Annotated in this window: 17 protein-coding genes and 1 pseudogene; 8 read left to right on the top strand and 10 right to left on the bottom strand. The window is 35.7% G+C overall.

The window, feature by feature from the left end; all coding sequences use genetic code 11:
- Window positions 1-18 precede the first annotated feature (18 nt).
- The 5 genes from Q3Y49_RS07570 (at window position 19) to Q3Y49_RS07550 (ending at window position 5818) form a co-directional block, all read left to right on the top strand.
- Window positions 19-471, top strand: a complete 453-nt coding sequence (locus Q3Y49_RS07570) for a YciI family protein (protein ID WP_303271695.1) — start codon at window positions 19-21, stop codon at window positions 469-471.
- Window positions 472-490: 19 nt separating this feature from the next.
- Window positions 491-1090, top strand: a complete 600-nt coding sequence (locus tag Q3Y49_RS07565; protein WP_303271694.1) for a trimeric intracellular cation channel family protein — start codon at window positions 491-493, stop codon at window positions 1088-1090.
- 183 nt (window positions 1091-1273) lie between these two features.
- The gene (locus Q3Y49_RS07560; RefSeq protein ID WP_303271693.1) at window positions 1274-2161 is read left to right on the top strand and encodes an ABC transporter ATP-binding protein; all 888 of its coding nucleotides are present in this window, start codon (window positions 1274-1276) and stop codon (window positions 2159-2161) included.
- A 10-nt stretch (window positions 2162-2171) separates the two neighbouring features.
- Window positions 2172-4298, top strand: coding sequence for an ABC transporter permease (locus Q3Y49_RS07555; RefSeq protein ID WP_303271692.1), 2127 nt, complete (start codon window positions 2172-2174; stop codon window positions 4296-4298).
- The gene (locus tag Q3Y49_RS07550; protein WP_303271691.1) at window positions 4283-5818 is read left to right on the top strand and encodes a M1 family aminopeptidase; all 1536 of its coding nucleotides are present in this window, start codon (window positions 4283-4285) and stop codon (window positions 5816-5818) included. Before Q3Y49_RS07555 ends, Q3Y49_RS07550 begins: the two co-directional genes overlap by 16 nt.
- A gap of 141 nt (window positions 5819-5959) precedes the next feature.
- On the opposite strand, the gene Q3Y49_RS07545 is transcribed toward Q3Y49_RS07550, so the two are convergent.
- The 8 genes and pseudogenes from Q3Y49_RS07545 to Q3Y49_RS07510 all read right to left on the bottom strand — a co-directional run bounded on the left by Q3Y49_RS07545 (window position 5960) and on the right by Q3Y49_RS07510 (window position 14737).
- Complete coding sequence (locus Q3Y49_RS07545) at window positions 5960-6415, bottom strand: hypothetical protein (RefSeq protein WP_303271690.1); 456 nt, start codon at window positions 6413-6415, stop codon at window positions 5960-5962.
- A gap of 26 nt (window positions 6416-6441) precedes the next feature.
- Window positions 6442-7932, bottom strand: coding sequence for an MltF family protein (locus Q3Y49_RS07540; protein WP_303271689.1), 1491 nt, complete (start codon window positions 7930-7932; stop codon window positions 6442-6444).
- 213 nt (window positions 7933-8145) lie between these two features.
- Entirely contained in the window at window positions 8146-8688 is a 543-nt protein-coding gene (locus Q3Y49_RS07535; protein ID WP_303271688.1) for a DUF4199 domain-containing protein, read from the bottom strand.
- Between the two features lie 28 nt (window positions 8689-8716).
- On the bottom strand, window positions 8717-9178 hold the full coding sequence (locus tag Q3Y49_RS07530) for a nuclear transport factor 2 family protein (protein ID WP_303271687.1): 462 nt from the start codon (window positions 9176-9178) through the stop codon (window positions 8717-8719).
- 89 nt (window positions 9179-9267) lie between these two features.
- The gene (locus tag Q3Y49_RS07525; RefSeq protein WP_303271686.1) at window positions 9268-9963 is read right to left on the bottom strand and encodes an RluA family pseudouridine synthase; all 696 of its coding nucleotides are present in this window, start codon (window positions 9961-9963) and stop codon (window positions 9268-9270) included.
- 25 nt (window positions 9964-9988) lie between these two features.
- Window positions 9989-11571: pseudogene (locus Q3Y49_RS07520) on the bottom strand (peptide chain release factor 3).
- Between the two features lie 124 nt (window positions 11572-11695).
- A complete protein-coding gene (locus Q3Y49_RS07515; protein WP_303271685.1) occupies window positions 11696-14101 on the bottom strand; it encodes a TonB-dependent receptor in 2406 nt (801 codons plus the stop codon).
- Window positions 14102-14200: 99 nt separating this feature from the next.
- Window positions 14201-14737, bottom strand: a complete 537-nt coding sequence (locus Q3Y49_RS07510) for a hypothetical protein (RefSeq protein ID WP_303271684.1) — start codon at window positions 14735-14737, stop codon at window positions 14201-14203.
- Window positions 14738-14925: 188 nt separating this feature from the next.
- Here Q3Y49_RS07510 and Q3Y49_RS07505 point away from each other — a divergent pair, with 188 nt between their 5' ends.
- On the top strand, window positions 14926-15357 hold the full coding sequence (locus Q3Y49_RS07505; protein ID WP_303271683.1) for a (4Fe-4S)-binding protein: 432 nt from the start codon (window positions 14926-14928) through the stop codon (window positions 15355-15357).
- Between the two features lie 39 nt (window positions 15358-15396).
- On the opposite strand, the gene Q3Y49_RS07500 is transcribed toward Q3Y49_RS07505, so the two are convergent.
- Together Q3Y49_RS07500 and mazG are read right to left on the bottom strand one after the other, a co-directional pair.
- A complete protein-coding gene (locus Q3Y49_RS07500; protein WP_303271682.1) occupies window positions 15397-16083 on the bottom strand; it encodes an energy transducer TonB in 687 nt (228 codons plus the stop codon).
- Between the two features lie 95 nt (window positions 16084-16178).
- Window positions 16179-16979 carry a nucleoside triphosphate pyrophosphohydrolase gene (gene mazG, locus Q3Y49_RS07495; protein WP_303271681.1) on the bottom strand — a complete coding sequence of 267 codons (801 nt, stop codon included), beginning with the start codon at window positions 16977-16979 and terminating at the stop codon, window positions 16179-16181.
- A gap of 133 nt (window positions 16980-17112) precedes the next feature.
- Between mazG and Q3Y49_RS07490 the strand changes: the two genes are divergently transcribed.
- Both Q3Y49_RS07490 and Q3Y49_RS07485 read left to right on the top strand, forming a co-directional pair.
- On the top strand, window positions 17113-17334 hold the full coding sequence (locus tag Q3Y49_RS07490; RefSeq protein ID WP_013454918.1) for a hypothetical protein: 222 nt from the start codon (window positions 17113-17115) through the stop codon (window positions 17332-17334).
- A gap of 165 nt (window positions 17335-17499) precedes the next feature.
- Window positions 17500-18234, top strand: a complete 735-nt coding sequence (locus Q3Y49_RS07485; RefSeq protein ID WP_303271680.1) for a head GIN domain-containing protein — start codon at window positions 17500-17502, stop codon at window positions 18232-18234.
- Window positions 18235-18305: the final 71 nt, after the last annotated feature.

Raw genomic sequence — 18305 nt, 5'->3', positions numbered from 1 at the left:
CATCATAAATTTTAGGCCATGAAGATTAATATATTTGTTTTATTGATGGTGAGTATCCCCTTTTTTGCAAACTCACAAAATTCAACCTACGATCAAGCATTAGCAGATTCATTAGGGGCTGATGATTATGGAATGAAATCTTACAGTTTAGTGATGTTAAAAACCGGAGGTGGAAATATTGACGATAAGGCAGAAGTTGACAGCTTATTCAGAGGTCATTTGGATAATATTAGCAGACTAGCTGAAGCAGGAAAAATAATTGTAGCTGGCCCATTAGGTAAAAATGACAAAAATTACCGAGGGATTTTTATTTTTGATGAGCAAGATAAAGCTAAAGTAGCAGAACTTCTCCAAACTGATCCCGCAATTAAGGCAAACCTATTAGCCTATGATATTTATAACTGGTACGGATCTGCCGCACTTCCAGTATATTTGGAGACCCACTCAAAAATAGAAAAAATCAGACCGTAGCTTTCTTTAATAAGGAATTATGCAAATACAATACGCACTTGAACTTCTTGGAACTTTAGTTTTTGCAATTTCAGGTGCGTTGGCAGTAAAAGACAAATCTGAAGACTGGTTTGGTGCCGGATTTACTGGTTTTGTCACTGCTATTGGTGGCGGAACATTGCGAGATATAATGCTAGGAAGTTACCCACTTTCATGGGTGGGGGACATGAATATTATTTATACCATTTTATTTGGAGTACTACTAACCAGCTTTTTTAATAAGTTTCTTCAAAACCTGCGGAGAACGCTAAGTCTATTTGACTCCATGGGGATTGCCCTTTTCACCGTTGCTGGAGTAGAAAAAGCGCTATCGATGGGGGTAAGATGGGAAATTGCTGCCATAATGGGTATGTTTTCCGCTGTATTCGGTGGGGTTATTCGTGATACATTGGTTAACGAGACTCCTGTGATCTTTAGAAAAGAAATTTATGCCAGTGCATGCTTGCTGGGAGGAATGCTTTATTTACTACTAAATTACTTCCATCTTGACAGAGATTTGAACTTTATTTTCACAGCTTCATTTATTGTAACTATACGCCTCTTAGCAGTCAAATACCATATCAATTTCCCCAAAATATAAGAACGATATCTTAGTCCTGTTGATAGCGACCCGACAATCCTTCTTCCTTACTCTTTCTCTTGTAAACTCATTCCTTGATCCAAATACATTCTAATCTGGTTCTACTCCTCTTTCATAGGTGCAACTATCTTAATTAAAAAATAATTATATTGTTTTATTTTTAAAATAATCCAATAAAAAATTATGCAACTATCAATCCAAAATTTATCAAAAACTTACTCCAATGGAGTTAAGGCTCTTAATGATGTTTCACTCAATATTCCAACCGGTATGTTTGGTTTATTGGGTCCAAATGGAGCCGGAAAATCTACGCTGATGCGAACCATAGCAACATTACAGGATGCTGATTCAGGAAGTATAATGCTCGATGAATTAAATGTGATGGAAAATCCTCAGGCAATCAGAGAACGATTGGGTTATTTACCTCAAGATTTTGGTCTATACCCAAAAATCAGTGCAGAAGTAATGCTGGATCACATCGCGCAAATGAAAGGGGTAGGAAACAGAGCAGAGCGAAAAGAACTAGTGAATAGCCTTTTAGAAAAGGTGAACCTCTATGATCATAGAAAAAAAGCATTAGGCACTTATTCTGGAGGAATGCGCCAACGGTTTGGAATTGCTCAGGCACTTGCTGGAAATCCAAATTTGATTATTGTAGATGAACCAACGGCTGGTTTGGATCCGACCGAAAGAAATCGTTTCTATAATTTGCTTAGTGAAATAGGCGAAAACACAATCATAATTCTATCAACTCACATAGTGGAAGATGTAAGTACGCTTTGTTCCAATATGGCAATCATATGTAACGGAGAAGTTTTAATGCAAGGAAAGCCAACAGATGGTTTACAGCTGTTACAGCATAATATTTTTGCGAAGATCATTAAAAAAGATGAGCTAGAAGCGCATAAGCTTAAATATAAGGTGATCTCCACTAAATTGAAAGAAGGTAATTTAGCCTTAAGAGTAGAAGCTGACAGTAATCCTGGTGATGGATTTGAACAGGTTGAACCCAATCTTGAAGATGTGTATTTCAGTCATATCTCTAAAAAAGTTGATCCTATAACACTATAAATCCACAGCTATGCTTAACATATTCATATTTGAATTAAGGTACAGATTCTCCAGACCTGCTACCTATATGTACTTTGGAATATTGCTACTTGTTTCGCTCTTACTTTTTGCCTCTGGTAGCACCCCGGCAACAGAAAAAGTATTTCATAATGCACCAATCACGATTGCAAATCTCATGCTCGTTGTGTCTCTTTTTGGTATTTTAATAGCTTCAGCAGTAATGGGTGTTCCCATGTACAGGGATATTGAACATAAGACTGGGACATTTCTTTTTAGTTTACCTATTAGCAAAAACGCCTACTTCATGGGTCGCTTTTGGGGTTCATTTGTGACATTGCTATTTATATCATTGGGAGTGGTAATAGGGATTTATTTAGGGACAATAATAGGAGCTGCTACAGGATGGACACCTGCTGAAAGGTATGGACCCAATTTATTTATGAATTATTTCCATCCTTGGATTACTTTAGTGGTGCCAAACTTATGGTTCTTCTCAACTCTTTTTTTCGCGCTGATTATTTTTACAAAAAATATTAAAGCCATTTATTCAGGAGGAATCATTGTATTCATTATTTATCTGCTTACCAATTTCTTATCAAATGATTTGGATAATAAACAATTGGTTCAAATTTTAGATCCAATAGGGCTTAACTCATTTATTATTCAAGTTGAGTATTTGACTCCGTTCGAACAAAACTCTTATCGAGTAGATATATCAGGAAACTTACTAATTAATAGAATACTGTGGATTTCAATTGGTTTCCTTCTGTTTATAGCTTCCTACTTGCGATTCAGTTTTAAATACTTCTTTCAAGCAACAAGCAAGAAGCCAAAAGCAGAAACAGTTGAGAATTTCACTTCGACAACTCTCCTTAAAAAAGTAAGCACTTCATTTTCAAATATATATCAAAGAAGAAGTTTAATTACTCTGTCCAAATTAGAGATTAAAAATGTATTGAAGGATAGCTACTTCAGAGCGATACTTCTAGGGGGTTTGGTATTTCTGGTAATTGATTTTTGGATTGGGTCCACTATCTATAGTGTACCCAACCAGCCCTCAACTTCGTTTTTGATGCAATTTAAAGGCTATGATTATGTGGTTTTTGTATTTATCATATTAGTCTTCTTTGGAGGAGAAACTTTGCACCGAGACAAAAGCTCGGGCTACTCATCAATCAGCGATACCTTTCCAATAAAAGATGGCGTAGTGATTGCTTCCAAATTCTTAGGGATGGCTACTATTTGCCTACTATTAGCCTCTTTACCTATAATTGTAGGCTTGGTAGTACAAACTTTGAAAGGCTACTACAATTATGACATTGGAGTGTATTTGGTTGATAGTTTCTTAATTTCCTTTCCTGATTACCTGCAAATGTTGATGTTAGTTTTTGCCGTGCATTTAATAGTCAACAATAAATTTGCCGGGCATGCAGTAAGTATTGGAATTTGGTTAGTTATGATCGTTCTCAGGGATTTCGCTGATTTCAATTTCAACTTATTCTTTTTCTCTTATAAACCCGGTTATTTGTGGTCAGATTTGAATGGCTTAGGCCATTTTGGTGCACCGCTACTTTGGTTTAATTTATACTGGACTGCTTTCGGTGTTTTTCTTATTCTATTCTTCTCGCTCTTTTATGCAAGAGGTTCAGATATCAATTTCCGAAAGCGATTGCAGCAAGGTAAAGGCCGTTTGAAAAATTCTACAGCCATCCTTTCCTATGTGCTACTATTTACTTCCATTGCTTTGGGCGGCTATATTTTTAAGACGGTGGTGTACACTAATGGATATATAACATCTACTGAAGCTGAAAAGCGACAAGCGGACTACGAAAAACAATTAAAGAAATATGAGTTTATAGCACAACCCAAAATTGTAAGCGTGAAAGTAGATGCGGAAATCTTCCCCAAAAAGCGAGATGCTTTCTCAAAAGTCTTAGTTGAAATGGTGAATAAAACCACTGAACCGATAGACTCCTTGCATCTAAATTTTTCCGGGCCACTTTTTTTCATGCTCTCTATAATAAAGATACGCTGGACTATCGCTTCCCATTATCTTACGATAAACCTAAATTCCAAATTTTTGGAAAGAAGGAAGAAAAACCTTGGTACAAAATCTATGCTTTGCCAAAAACATTGATGCCTGGTGATACATTAGCGCTAGAATTACATTCTGCACTCACTAATCAAGGCTTTGCCAATAGTGGGTATTCAAGAGAAATTGTCTACAATGGAACATTCATTGGTCAAAGCATGCCATCAATAGGCTACAGCAGCGGCTCAGAACTAAGCAGTGATGAAAAGAGGAAGAAATACGATCTTCCTGAAAAGATTGATGATTTACCTCCGCACGATGATCCATATGGAATGCGAACTATGTTATTCAATGACGATGCAGATCTTGTCACTTTTGAAGCTACGGTTGGGACTTCATCGGATCAAATTGCAATTGCTCCTGGTTATTTGCAAAAGGAATGGACCGAAGGAGACAGAAGGTATTTCCATTATGTTCAGGACTCTAAAATCGATTTGTTTTACAATCTTGTATCAGCTGACTATGCTGTTTATAGTGATAAAGCAAAGATTCCAAATGGAAGTGATGTTAATATAGAAATTTTCCATTTAGCTTCACACGACTACAATCTTGATCGCTTTTCAGCTGCTTTTAAAGATGGAATTGAATATTTTTCCACCGTATATGGGCCATATCAATTTCGTCAAATGAGGCTTCTAGAATTCCCAAGGTATGCGAATTTTGCTCAGTCTTTTCCTAATACTGTCCCCTATTCTGAAGGCTTTGGCTGGATAGCTGATTTCAGTGATCCTGATGATTTTGATTATGCCTATTTTGTAACAGCACATGAATTGGCCCACCAATGGTGGGGACACCAAGTAGTACCAAATTCTACACGCGGAGCTAACCTTATCTCAGAATCTTTAGCAGAATATACTGCCTTAATTTTGAGTGAAAGGAAATATGGAAAGGCTAACATGAAATCATTTCTTGAGGACGAACTAGATGGATACTTGAGAGGAAGAGCATTTGAGTCAAAAAAAGAAAACGTTTTTATTGACTGTAATAGATCTTACCAATGGTATAGAAAAGGAAGCTTAATTTTATATGGCTTGCGAGATTTTATTGGTGATAGTTCAATGAATAAAGCTATCAGAGGATTTAGAGATGAATTTGCACATAAAGAAACTCCTCCTTTTGCCGGCAGTCACGATTTATATCGCCATTTTGAATTGGTTACTCCCGATAGCTTGAAATACTACTTGGAAGATACCTGGAAGAAAATCACACTTTACGAAAACCAAGCTATCACCGCTTCTGCAAAGAAACTGAATGATAATTTGTATGAGGTTACTTTAAATATAAGTTCGCAGAAACTTTACGCAGATAGCACCGGTCAAGAGTCTCCGGCTGATTATGATGGTGATTATATGGATATTGGCATTTTTGCAGCTCAAGATAAGGATGAGCAAGGCAGAACCAGAACAAATCCATTATATCTTGAAAAGCATAAGATCCAGCCTGGTGAGCATACCATTACCCTGACTGTAAAGCAAGAGCCTATTACTGCTGGGATTGATCCGCTTAATAAACTGATTGATAGAAGAAAGGATGATAATACTGTAGATGTGGAAATAATAGATTGACGAAATTGTCTGACATTATATAATTCTAAAAGTAAAAAGCTTCATTGAGTTTATCTTCAATGAAGCTTTTTTTATGTTCGTTAAAAAAAAGTTCTTCAATTATAATTAGTAAACCGTATTAGTAGCAAGGCTAGTACAATTTTAAAGTTCAATATCCTCCAATTCCAATTCATTAGTCAAATATTCAATTACTTCATTTTCTTCAACAGAAACACCATCAGAGGCACTTGCAAATAAGTACATGGTCTCCACAACAAACTCTTTTGAAGTTACATTTTCATTAAAATAATCCTTTAAAGCTGTTAAAAATTTAGATTGCCATTTATCTAAGTTTTTTAATAGATGCCGAAATTCGGCTCTGTATATTAACATCAAATTTTCTTCTTTTTCTTCTCCTAAGTCTTCTGAGGCAAATTCGTTTCCTAAAATTTTTGCAAGTCTTTTAACAGTAATCCATTCTTCTTGATCCATTATGCCATCACTCATTACCACACGAAGAGCTGGAAAAAGATTGACGATATATACAAATTGCTCTCTATTTAATTTAATATAGCGGTCTTGAGTATATTCTTTAAATAGTTGGTCGATTTTTGACATTATTTTAATTATTAAGGTTCACGGCTTTAGATAACTGGTGCGTTCGATTTTTTAATAACTTCTGGTGAAGTTAACAATAAAACATATTGCTGGTACCTTTCTAAAATTTCTCTGACATAATTTACCGGCTCCTCACCTCTACAATACCCATATTTCACAACAGGATCCGTATAATATTTTTTCTGCGATTTTAAAAGAAGGTATTTTTCCACATTATCCTCCCATTTCGTTGGGTCTCCTTCATATTTTTTGGTAAGCCTGATCGCATCTTGCATATGGCCTATTCCCACATTATATGCAGCAATTACAAATTTCTGTCTTTCCACGCTGTCTTTTACATGTTTCTTGAAATTGCGTTGAAGCCAATTTATATAATTACCGCCTGCTGATAAACTTTCCCTTGGATCAAATAAGTTAGTTGCACCAAATTCACGAGCGGTCGGTACCATCATCTGCATCAATCCCTTAGCCCCTGCCCAAGATTCTACATTTGGATCAAATTTGCTTTCTTGATATATCAAAGCCGCCAATAATTTCCAATCCCAACCAATATTTTCAGCAGTCTCTTTTATCTCTTCATCAAAAGGGGAAAGCTTTTCTCCCTGTACAGAGGAAAATTCAGAAAAAGATCTGTCAACTGAGCGTTTGAGATTTTTAAAATACTTGTTATAGATAACATAGTAGTCCGTTTCCTTTTGCCTAGCCTCCAACCAATTGTTAATATTACTTTCCAGAGAGTCCGCATTGGACCTTAAAGCCCATGCAATCTGTTGAGAAAAGCTAATTGGTGTTTTTACATCAATTATAGGATAATAAGTAGCATTCAACATGGCTACATCCTCATCTGCCACCGTATAATCTATCTCGCCTTCTGCCACCATCTTGATTAACGTTTCTACTTCCAAACTGCTACTATCTTCAATAATCACTATATCTCCACCTATTTCATCAGAAAGATTTGCCAAACGGGCTGAAAAAGCAGAACTCTTCCGAACATGAACTTCTTTTCCTGTCAACTGGATGGGGTCTCTAATTAACTCATTTTCTATTTCATGAATTTTCATTTCTCTCCAATTCTCTGGCTTTTTTTGAACTAGTACCTGTCTAGCAAAATACAGTGGATTCGTAAAATCAACGTATCGCTTTCTTTCTTTAGTCACTGTTAAATTAAAAGCCACAATATCTGCCTCCCCTCTATTTACTTTTTCAAGAGCCGAAGAAATACTATTATCTTTGATAATTTTAAGTTCCACTCCTAAGTCTTCAGCCAACCAGTTGAGCATTTCATATTCATAACCCATCGGTTGCCCTTTATAAATGAAATAACTAGTCGCACTATTATCAACTACCGCAGTGATGTATCCTCTTTCTTTTATTTTGTTAAAATCAAAATCTACCGGTTCAATGTCGTAAGAAAAATCTTGAGATTGTGAGTCCGTTTTAGTGGAACAAGCTCCTATTAAACTTATAAGTAGTATGGTCAGTACGTAAAAAGACTTGTTGAAAAATTTCATCATATCTTTATTTTAAGGTTGACAATATAGCCATTAAATATATGAGCAGGTAAATAGCCCATACATTTTCGACTGATTGCATATTTTTTAAGATAATCATATCTCCATCTAAAATACTGAAAATAAATTAAATGGTTTAAAAAGCTGATAGTCTAAAAAACAAAAAAGCCATCCAAATTATTGTTGAATGGCTTTAAAACAAGATTTTCAGTACTATTAAAATTCTTCTTCTTTATTTTTCTTTTTGTTAATGGCACCGACTATTGCTGCTGCAATTGCATATAATATTAGCACCCAAAGAAACCCTTTTAATTGGCCCATTACCGTGTAACCATCTTTAATGCCTTGAGCCATACCATCCATCATTTCAGGGGAACCTCCACCGAAGGTCTCCATAGCTTGCATGGTATTAGTCATTTGCGTTTCTACCAAAATAGGCACTATATCAGGATCAATTACATTAAATAACAAAATATTGAATAATACGCCTAAAAAGCCAGCGACAACAAAAACAACAAAAGCATGTAGAAACGCTTCTTTGAATGACATATAACCGCCAAGTTTCGATCGGTAATCTCTACCAGCATAAATTATGATAGCAATCGAAATAACCAATGAAATCAAAGGGACTACAGATTTTACCAATAAAGTAATATCTATTAGGTATATAACTAATGTTATAATAATCGAAATCAATCCTAGTATGATTCCCCACTTTATTGAATGTTGACCTGTATTTGCTTCTTCTTGATTTTCCATGTGTTTAAAATTTAGGTTATAGTTTAATTTAGTTACAATTGTTTTTCTTTCTTGAATCAATGATATAAATAATTTTCCAATTTTCATCTATTTTGATGAACTGAAATGAATTTATGCCGCAATGGCTTAAATTTTCTCCCAAATAAAATTTATAATCCATCCAAGCATTTGCTACTGTGCCATCAGATTGGATACTTAAATTCTCAATTTGCTCATCCCACATTTCGCCTTTGTTGTTTGCTACTGCATCTAACCATCCGGAAGCGCCATTTAATGGACTGACTTTATTTCCCTTACCATCTACGCTTAGGCTCTGCATTTTCACATTTTGGTGCATATATGGAGCCATTTTGGAAGTGTCTGATTCTCGCATTCCATCAAAAATATTATGAATAATCTCAGCTATGGCGATAGAATCTTTCTGATGATTTTGGGCTAAAGCATTACACGAGATGAACAGTGCAAAACAGACTAGAAGTATGTTTTTCATAATTACAATTTATATTAATTGAAATTCAGAAAAAACAAACATGAATACAATGGTAATTACATCAATGGTAAAATCACCCCTCTTAAGAACTAGATCACATCTTCGAAAAAAGACCACACAAAGGCTTTTGGAATAGGACTTACCACATTAAAAGGTTCTTTCTTAACAGGGTGTTCGAAGCTAATTGCTCTTGCATGCAATGCAATAGAACCGTCTTTGGTTGGTTTAGGGAACCCATACTTTACATCTCCAATAATTGGACATCCAATTCTGGCCAATTGCACTCTGATTTGATGTGGACGACCTGTGTGAGGTTTTACTTCAATTAAATTTCTGTCCCCTAAAGCACGAACTAATCTATAGGATAAGGTAGATTTTAGACCTCCTTTTTTATCGCTCAGGTGTGCATGAGTTAGGTTTTTATTGGAATCTTTCTTTAGCCAATGTGTAATTGTATCCTCTGTTTTTGGCGGTCTTTTTTCTGTTATAGCCCAGTAAGTTTTGTCTACCTTCCCATCATGAAACAATTTCGAAACTCTTTCTAATGCTTTGGAAGTCCTGGCTAAAACCAATGTTCCGCTTACTGGCCTATCAATTCGGTGAGGAGTTCCACAAAATACTTTTCCTTGCTTATCATACTTTTTTGCAATGTATTCTTTAGCATGTTCTGAAATTGGAGTATCACCAGTTTGGTCACCTTGCACCAACATCCCTGAAGGTTTATTTACCACCAATAGGTGATTATCTTCATACATTACAATCTGTAAAAAATCTTGATAAGTCATAGGTGAAAACGCTAATTTTTTAAATTTAAAATTCAGACTGAAAATGAAATTCTATTTCAGGGAAATTATCTTGAACCATTTGAAGCCAAGCTTTAGTTTCCGCCATAAACACCATTTTCCCATCTTTGTCTTTGGCAATATGTCGATATTTAGACTTTACAAATTCATCTAATTTCTTCTTATCAGTACTACTGAACCAACAAGCTTTGTATAAATTCATAGGAGCAAATTCACAGGAAGCGCCATATTCATTTTTTAATCGGTGTTGAATTACCTCAAACTGAAGATTACCTACAACACCTACTACTTTTCTCGCTCCCATTTCAAAAGTAAACAATTGTGCCACTCCTTCATCCATCAACTGAGTTAGGCCTTTATCCAATTGTTTAGTTTTCATTGCATCCTTATTGATTACTTCTTTGAAGATTTCAGGAGAGAAGGATGGAATTCCTTTGTAAACCCCTTTCTCGCCTTCTGATAAGGTATCACCAATTTTCAGGTTTCCAGTATCAAACAAACCTACAATATCCCCAGGAAAAGCCTCATCTACGGTTTCTTTATCTTGTGCCATAAAAGCAGTGGCATTGGAGAATCGGAATTTCTTATCGTGTCTAACATTTAAATAGCTACTACCCCTTTGGAATTTCCCGGAACAAATACGAACGAAAGCAATTCTATTTCTGTGTTTAGGATCCATATTGGCGTGAATCTTAAATACAAAGCCAGAGAACTTATCTTCATTAGGTTTAATAATTCTGTCCTCTGTGGCCCTTTCTTTAGGAGCTGGAGAAATATTAATAAAAGTATCCAACATTTCCTTTACCCCAAAACTATTAATGGCAGAGCCGAAAAATACTGGAGCTACTTTTCCCGATAGATATTCTTCTTTATTCAATTCAGGATAAACGCCTTCAATTAATTCTACATCTTCTCTCAGCTGATCTGCCAAAGAATCCCCAACATTTTTATTCAGGTTCTCATCGCTTAGATCTTTTATTTCAATACCTTCTGCAGTCAATTGCTGCTTGCTAGGTTTGAAAATCAATAAATTTTTACTGAACAAATTATAAACGCCTTTGAAGGATTTCCCCATTCCTATCGGCCATGTCAGAGGTCTAACTTGAATGTCTAATTTTTCCTCAATTTCATCGAGCAAGTCATAAGGATCTCTTCCTTCCCTATCTAGTTTATTGATAAAACAAATCACGGGAGTATTTCGCATCCGGCAAACTTCCATGAGCTTCTCTGTTTGCTGCTCAACCCCTTTTACACAATCTATCACCATCACCACGCTATCCACGGCAGTTAAAGTTCTGTACGTATCTTCAGCAAAATCTTGGTGGCCAGGCGTATCTAGTAAGTTGATTTTTATGTCTTTATATTCAAACCCCATTACCGAAGTGGCTACAGAAATACCTCTCTGTTTCTCAATTTCCATCCAATCGGATTTGGTAGCCGTATCTATTTTATTAGACTTTACGGCCCAGCTTTATTTATGGCACCACCAAAAAGTAAAAGTTTTTCAGTTAAAGTTGTTTTCCCAGCATCTGGGTGGGCAATAATACCGAAGGTTCTTCGCTTACTTATCTCTTGTTCTAACTTATTCATATAGATTTCTCAATGAAGATGCAAAATTACAAAGAATGATTGGTAATAAGAATCGAAAAGGCAAATCAAAAGAAAAGAATCAAGAGATAAAGCAATTGCTCATCCCTTGAAATTTTCTAAATTATTAGAATCCAAAATTCAATGAAATTATATAATTTCTTCCTGGTGCCGACATTCCAGAACTATATGGTCTATATCTTTGATCAGTAATATTTTCTAGCCCCGCGTTTATATTAAAATCATCCCAAAGTTGGTAGCTCATTTTAAAATTAAGCGTGTACCAAGCGGGAGAATACGTATTTCCATTATCATCTAAGGCATAAATTTCAGTTTTTGTCCTTTCTTCTACAGCTAAATCCGAATGAGATCGTTCAGCTTGATAATTTGCATATAGCTGTAATACGAAATCATTTGACTTGAAATTCAGTCGTGTGGTTCCAAATGTAGGAGCTGCATGCCTGGATGGACTTATAGAGCCGTCATCCAGTTCTTCTTCACCCTTTTGATAATTTAAATCAGAAGAAAATTGAAAGCCTGCTGGTAATTTCAGTTCAATTCCCACTTGAAGTCCATAAACATTGGCAACCGCTGCATTTTGAATGGCCTGCACCCTACTCTTGACGCCATCAAAAACGATACTATCCCGCCCATTTAACTGAAAATCTCTTCGAACCATGGCATCATTGAGCAAAGTGTAATAAGCCGTAAGGTCCAATTTCAAAAAATCATTAAAGATTTTAGCCACTCCTATATCCCAGTTATAAGCATATTCAGCCTTCAAATTGGGATTGGGTATCGTAACTGCACCAGGTTCTGAATCGAAAACCTTCCCTATATCATCCACATTGGGTGATCGGAAAGCCGTTCCGAAATTGGTATTGATTGCCCAAGATTCTTCTGGGCGATAAACCAAACCCAAACTACCGGTTAAGGCCCCGCTATTGATATTGGCGTCCGTAAATGGAAGGGCATAAAAAGTAGTATCAAAGGTTGCATCCAATACAAATCGATTGTAGCGAATACCTCCTTGTAAGCTGATTCTATCGGATGGTTTATATTCGTAATTGGTATAAACTGCTATGGAACTCCATGTGGATTCAGGATATCTTGCCCCTGAATTATTAATTTCCCCCGTATTAATATTTTCTTCTATACCAATAGAATGCACATCGTTTAAAATATATTCCGCCCCATAAAAAACAGTACTTTTACTTCCGATCTTCTTAATGAAATCTAGATTTGCAGAATAAGCGCCCACTTCCTCGGCTCTGTTTCTTCGGATTTCATCCTGAAAATTTCTATCTATCCTGCTTTCCTCAAATTGTTGTTGTGCCAAGCGAATAGATATCTGATCAAAAAATTTAGACGGTTTGGAATGGGTAATATTCAAATTATTCATCATCCACTTTTGTGGGCCATATCTCCATTCTGCATATTGAGGATTCCCGTCTAAAACCCGATTATGACGATCATAACGCCCATAATCAGAAGTTTCAGAATAATGAAACCCATATTGAAAATCCCAGTTTTCGTTGGGCTGGAACCTGACTTTTTGCATGAAATTCTTTTGGGTATAAGCCGTAGGGTTTTGGATTAAAGGATCTTCTTGTTCTACCAATCTATCCTCACCTTCAATCCGATCTACATAATAAGTTTTCAGATAATCATCAGAGCCAGTTATCCCCTGTTTTAAATGGTCATAATCCCATCTACTGGCACTGGTGACAAAAGCCCATTTATTCCAGCCATATTTAATATCAGCGTGAATGGTTTTCTCATTATTAGCAGAAGAATATCTAGTATTTACTTTTCCTGAAATTAGAATACTATTTGAATCTGATAACTCAGGAGTTAAGGTTTGAAAACTCATGACACCGCCAATGGCATCACTTCCATAAATAACAGAACCAGGGCCAAATAGAACTTCTGTAATTTCTGTGGCAAAAGGATCAAGACTAATAACATTTTGGATGTTCCCTCCACGAAAAATCGCATTGTTCATTCTGACGCCATCAACAGTATAGAGCAAACGGTTAGTTGCAAAGCCCCTGATCATAGGACTTCCTCCTCCTTGTTGGCTTTTCTGAATATAGACTTTTCCTGAAACTCCCAGTAAATCAGCAGCAGTTTGCGGATTTTGCAATGCCACTTCTTTAGGAGAAATAGAAATCACTTTAGAGGGTATATCACCTGAGTTTTGTCTCCAACGGGTAGCTGAAACCACCACTTCGTTCAAATTGAAATTATTTGGGTCTAACTTGATATTAAAGCCTGAAGATTTAATCTCTTCAAAACTTAAAACTACAATTTGATAGCCCAGCCTTTGAAATTGAATTTTGTGCGCTCCTGCTAAAGCAGAAATATCAGCTTGGCCTTTATTATTAGTGTTGATAAACTCGTTCATTTCCTCACTGATGATACTCACCATTTCAATAGGCTCTGCAGTTTGTGCATCCTTAACAGTAATAGTTTGAGAATAGGCCATAGCAATATTGCCTATCAATAAACTGAGTAATACTATATTCCTCATTAAAAATTTTTAGTTTATAAATAATTTAAAAAATAGAAGATGTACTGCTTATAAGAGGGTACAACTACCCAAGTTAGTCAGTAAAACAAAAAGAAATATTTAAACTATCATTTGAGGAGGTGGGGATGGAATAGAGTTGATATAATCTTCAAAAATGAACTCGTAGGCTATAGATGAATTTGACATTCTATTGAAATGCAATGCACTCCATTGAAATACTTTCTCTGAAAAGAGTGATTGATAAAATGTAATCAGTTTTCCTTCTTTCTCTTTCTTATCAGAGTGATTTCCTAAGAGAGTATTGACAACTTCGGCTAAATTTTGATTTAAGCTTGTTTCTTCATGATCCCACCAGCACCAATATTTTACGCTATCTGCCGTTTCAGCAAACTCCACTACATCATACATCTCTCCCAAATATTCAAATTCTTTGGAGTGCTCCCATTCTAATTTTTCCTTAGCTTCGGATTTACTGAGTTGAATTAATACCAATTCAGATCTGTCTAGCCCGTCAATAATTTTCCATTTTACTTCCCGCTTAATCTGATACTTTTGGTGGTTTAGATAAAGATAGGTCACCATAGCAGGTGCTATGAGGCAAAAAAGTAACGATATGAGGATAAGTTGCTTTTTCAATGCCAATTTTTCTACAGTGTAAACTTACAGCTTTTTAGTGGACTAGTTTAATGACACACAATATCTTCCATAAAAGGTAAATCACATTGATCAAATCAAAAAAGTAACTGATTGAAACTTTTATACTGCTATTTTATTTTCTCTTTGAAAAATCATTAACTTATGTGAAGAATAAAACGAAAACTGAGATGAAAGTAAAACCGACCATCAAAGCATATGAAACAGATGATTTAGTAGTAGAATGGCAACCTTCACTATGTATTCATAGCGAAAAATGCTGGCGTGGACTTCCAAAAGTATTCCGACCTAATGACAAACCATGGGTTTATTTGGAGGGAGCTACAGATGTTAATATCAAAGAACAGGTCGATACCTGTCCTTCGGGAGCCCTTTCTGGTTATTGGAAAAACAAAAAAGATGAATCCCAAGCCAGCCCTAACTCCGCCCAAGTTGAAGTCAGAAAAAATGGCCCATTAATGGTAAGAGGTAAAATTGAAATTAAGCACGCAGATGGAAAAAGCGAAGCAAAGGAAAAAGTAACAGCCTTTTGCAGATGTGGAGCTTCAAGTAATAAACCCTTTTGTGATGGCAGCCATAGTAAGATTGGGTTTGAAGGATAGAAAGAAAGCCTAATTGATAGGCCTTCTTTCTAATTTAAATCACCTCAATTTAAAGTAAATAGGAATAGTCATTTTCACTCTTACTGCCTGCCCTCTTTGCCTTCCGGCTTCCCATTTCGGGGCATTTTCAAGAACACGAATGGCTTCTTTATCAATACCTTCAGAAACCCCTTTCAAGACTTCCACCTGAGATAAAGAGCCATCTTTCTCGATCACAAATGACAACACGACCCTGCCCTCAATATTTCTTCTTTGTTCAAATGAAGGATATTCAATTGCATTACCAACATATTCATAAAATGCATCCATGCCACCATAATATTTAGGCTTTACCTCTAGTCCAAAATTACCATGAACACTGTTATCTTCTACTTTTTCTTCTGGAATTTCGAAGTCATCACCAGGATCGAATAAATCTTTGATCTCAATCTTTTCTTTTTGCTGGTCTTGCTTAGGCAACTCCTTTACCTCCACTATATTTACATCCCCTTTAGGTTCAGGCAATTTTGGTGGCTTGGGTTTAGGGGGTTGGGAAGTACGAATTACATCATCATTTAAGAAGACTAGCGGCTCTTCTACAGGAAAATCCACTTTCTCTTCTTCAGTTATAAACACCTTGAATTCAAAGGCAATAAAACAAAGGGTAATTGCTACAACTAATCCTATATTAAAGAATAAGGGACGTTTAGCGTACAATTTTCGAGTTGCATTTTTGAAATGTTCCATAGTGAATAATCATTTAAGGTTAAACATGATTATCCATACACCTATGGTTCTAACGCAAGACACTTGCATTAAGTATAAGGAAATTAGAATTAAGTTTAAATCTTTTTGGCTTTCTCCCAATAAACATCCATTTCCTCCAAGCTCATTTCCGAGATTTGTTTACCTTCTTTTTTACTTTCTGACTCTAAATAATTGAATCGTTTAATGAATTTCCTGTTAGTTTTTTCAAGGGCCTCTTCCGGGTTTATCCCTGCAAAACGAGCATAATTAATTAGACTAAACATTAAGTCACCGAATTCCTCAGTAGCTTTTTCCAGAGTGCCCGATTCTTCTTCTACTTTGAATTCTTGCATTTCCTCTTCTACCTTGCTCCAAACCTGTTCTTTTTTGTCCCAATCAAAACCTACTCCTCTTGCTTTTTCCTGTATGCGGATGGTTTTTATTAGAGCGGGTAATGACTTGGGTACACCACCTAATACAGATTTATTTCCTTTTTCCTTAAGCTTGATTTTTTCCCAATTTTCTTTGACTGCTTTTTCATCATTTGCTTCCACATCGGAATAAATGTGTGGATGACGATTGATCAGTTTATCTGATATTCCATTTAGCACATCTGCCATGTCAAAGGCTTTCTGCTCGTCTGCCATTCGGGCGTAAAAAACAATATGAAGCATGAGATCACCCAGCTCTTTCCTTATCTCTTCCAAATCATTATCTAAAATTGCATCAGATAATTCGAAGGTTTCTTCAATGGTCAAATGACGAATACTTTCAATAGTTTGCTTCTTATCCCATGGGCATAGATTCCGAAGCTGATCCATTATCGTAAGTAATCGATCAAAGGCTTCTAATTTCTCATTTCTTCTGTTATCTGGGTAAATTTGTACTTCTTTCATGTGACTTATCTGATGATTTTGAGAAAAGCACAAGTTAAGAAACTTTGCTTTCTTAGTAGGCGTTATCAAATTAGAATGTTAAATTTGTAAATCGAAAATAACAGGCAAAGTAATTGTCTGAAATCTTAATATTATGACTACTTTTTTATTAGCAATTGGATTGATAGGAGCGTTTTTTATTTTAATGTCGGTAAGATTATTATTTATAAAAAACGGAGAATTTAAAGGAACTTGTGCATCACAAAGTCCATTTTTAAATAAGGATGGTGAAGCTTGTAGCTTTTGCGGTAAGCAACCTGGCGAGCAATGTGCAAATCCTGACTCCGAAGTCAATAAGGTTCTGAATAAATTCTAATTAATAATATAGATTATTTTAAAGAAAGCACAGTGAATTTTTTCATTGTGCTTTTTTTATGTTAGAAAAAATTCGAAATATAGGATAAGAAACAAAATATTTTAGGATTCATGCAACCAATCATTTTTTTCTTGCATCTTTAAAAAGAAACTAACCCATAAACACATGAAGAATTTAGTATTAGGCCTTGTAATGATTTTGTTTGCATGTCAAGCACAATCACAGGAATCAGAAACCCGCTCTTTGTCTGATTTCACATCAGTCTCTTCGTCTCAAAGCATTCGAGTTATTTTGAAAAAAGGAGATGAAGCAAAGGTGGATGTTAGCACTACCGGTGACTTAGAAGATGTTATTACCGAAGTTAAAGGTGGTAATCTAAAAATTGAAATGGAATCTAACAAAATGTTCCGAAATATTGAAGTAGAAGTTACTGTCTATTTCCAAGAACTAGAAAGCTTAAAAGCAAGCAGCTCATCTAGAATGACATCCGAAGATTTGATTGAAACTTCAAATATTGACATTAGAGGCTCCAGTTCAGCCAGGATGGACCTTAATGTTAAAGCTACAAATATTGAAGTCTCAGGATCCAGTTCAGCTAGAATTTCAGTAGAGGCTGAAGCTAATAATATAGAATCTCAAGTCAGCAGTTCTTGTAGGTTCACTTTATCTGGAAATGCAGAAAATTTTGAAGCACAAGTTAGTAGCTCTGGAAGAATTGATGCATCTGAATTCACTTGTCAAAATGCTGATTTAGCTGCAAGCTCCTCAGGGAGGATTGAGCTAAATGTAGAAGAAAAATTAATTGCAAAGGCTTCATCATCGGGTAAAATTACCTATGGCGGAAAGCCGGCTTTAGTTGATGCAGATTCTGGATCAGGCGGAAAAGTATCTAAAATGTAAAAAAGGTATTCATCAAAAAAGGCTGTCTAAATTAAGATTAGACAGCCTTTTTGCTTTTAAAAATTCGACCG

The organism is Marivirga harenae (assembly GCF_030534335.1).
Classification (GTDB): Bacteria; Bacteroidota; Bacteroidia; order Cytophagales; family Cyclobacteriaceae; genus Marivirga; species Marivirga harenae.
The sequence above is the reverse complement of the archived record's forward strand: the minus strand, read 5'-3'. Positions and strand labels throughout refer to the sequence as shown.

What these genes read in the sequence shown, in the direction of transcription:
- Q3Y49_RS07565 (WP_303271694.1), top strand. Translation starts at nt 491, where the DNA reads ATGCAAATACAATACGCACTTGAACTTCTTGGAACTTTAGTTTTTGCA.
- Q3Y49_RS07485 (WP_303271680.1), top strand. Translation starts at nt 17,500, where the DNA reads ATGAAGAATTTAGTATTAGGCCTTGTAATGATTTTGTTTGCATGTCAA.
- Q3Y49_RS07530 (WP_303271687.1), bottom strand. Translation starts at nt 9,178, where the DNA reads ATGAAAAACATACTTCTAGTCTGTTTTGCACTGTTCATCTCGTGTAAT.
- Q3Y49_RS07515 (WP_303271685.1), bottom strand. Translation starts at nt 14,101, where the DNA reads ATGAGGAATATAGTATTACTCAGTTTATTGATAGGCAATATTGCTATG.
- Q3Y49_RS07505 (WP_303271683.1), top strand. Translation starts at nt 14,926, where the DNA reads ATGAAAGTAAAACCGACCATCAAAGCATATGAAACAGATGATTTAGTA.
- Q3Y49_RS07545 (WP_303271690.1), bottom strand. Translation starts at nt 6,415, where the DNA reads ATGTCAAAAATCGACCAACTATTTAAAGAATATACTCAAGACCGCTAT.
- Q3Y49_RS07555 (WP_303271692.1), top strand. Translation starts at nt 2,172, where the DNA reads ATGCTTAACATATTCATATTTGAATTAAGGTACAGATTCTCCAGACCT.
- Q3Y49_RS07500 (WP_303271682.1), bottom strand. Translation starts at nt 16,083, where the DNA reads ATGGAACATTTCAAAAATGCAACTCGAAAATTGTACGCTAAACGTCCC.
- Q3Y49_RS07570 (WP_303271695.1), top strand. Translation starts at nt 19, where the DNA reads ATGAAGATTAATATATTTGTTTTATTGATGGTGAGTATCCCCTTTTTT.
- Q3Y49_RS07540 (WP_303271689.1), bottom strand. Translation starts at nt 7,932, where the DNA reads ATGATGAAATTTTTCAACAAGTCTTTTTACGTACTGACCATACTACTT.
- Q3Y49_RS07560 (WP_303271693.1), top strand. Translation starts at nt 1,274, where the DNA reads ATGCAACTATCAATCCAAAATTTATCAAAAACTTACTCCAATGGAGTT.
- Q3Y49_RS07490 (WP_013454918.1), top strand. Translation starts at nt 17,113, where the DNA reads ATGACTACTTTTTTATTAGCAATTGGATTGATAGGAGCGTTTTTTATT.
- mazG (WP_303271681.1), bottom strand. Translation starts at nt 16,979, where the DNA reads ATGAAAGAAGTACAAATTTACCCAGATAACAGAAGAAATGAGAAATTA.
- Q3Y49_RS07535 (WP_303271688.1), bottom strand. Translation starts at nt 8,688, where the DNA reads ATGGAAAATCAAGAAGAAGCAAATACAGGTCAACATTCAATAAAGTGG.
- Q3Y49_RS07525 (WP_303271686.1), bottom strand. Translation starts at nt 9,963, where the DNA reads ATGACTTATCAAGATTTTTTACAGATTGTAATGTATGAAGATAATCAC.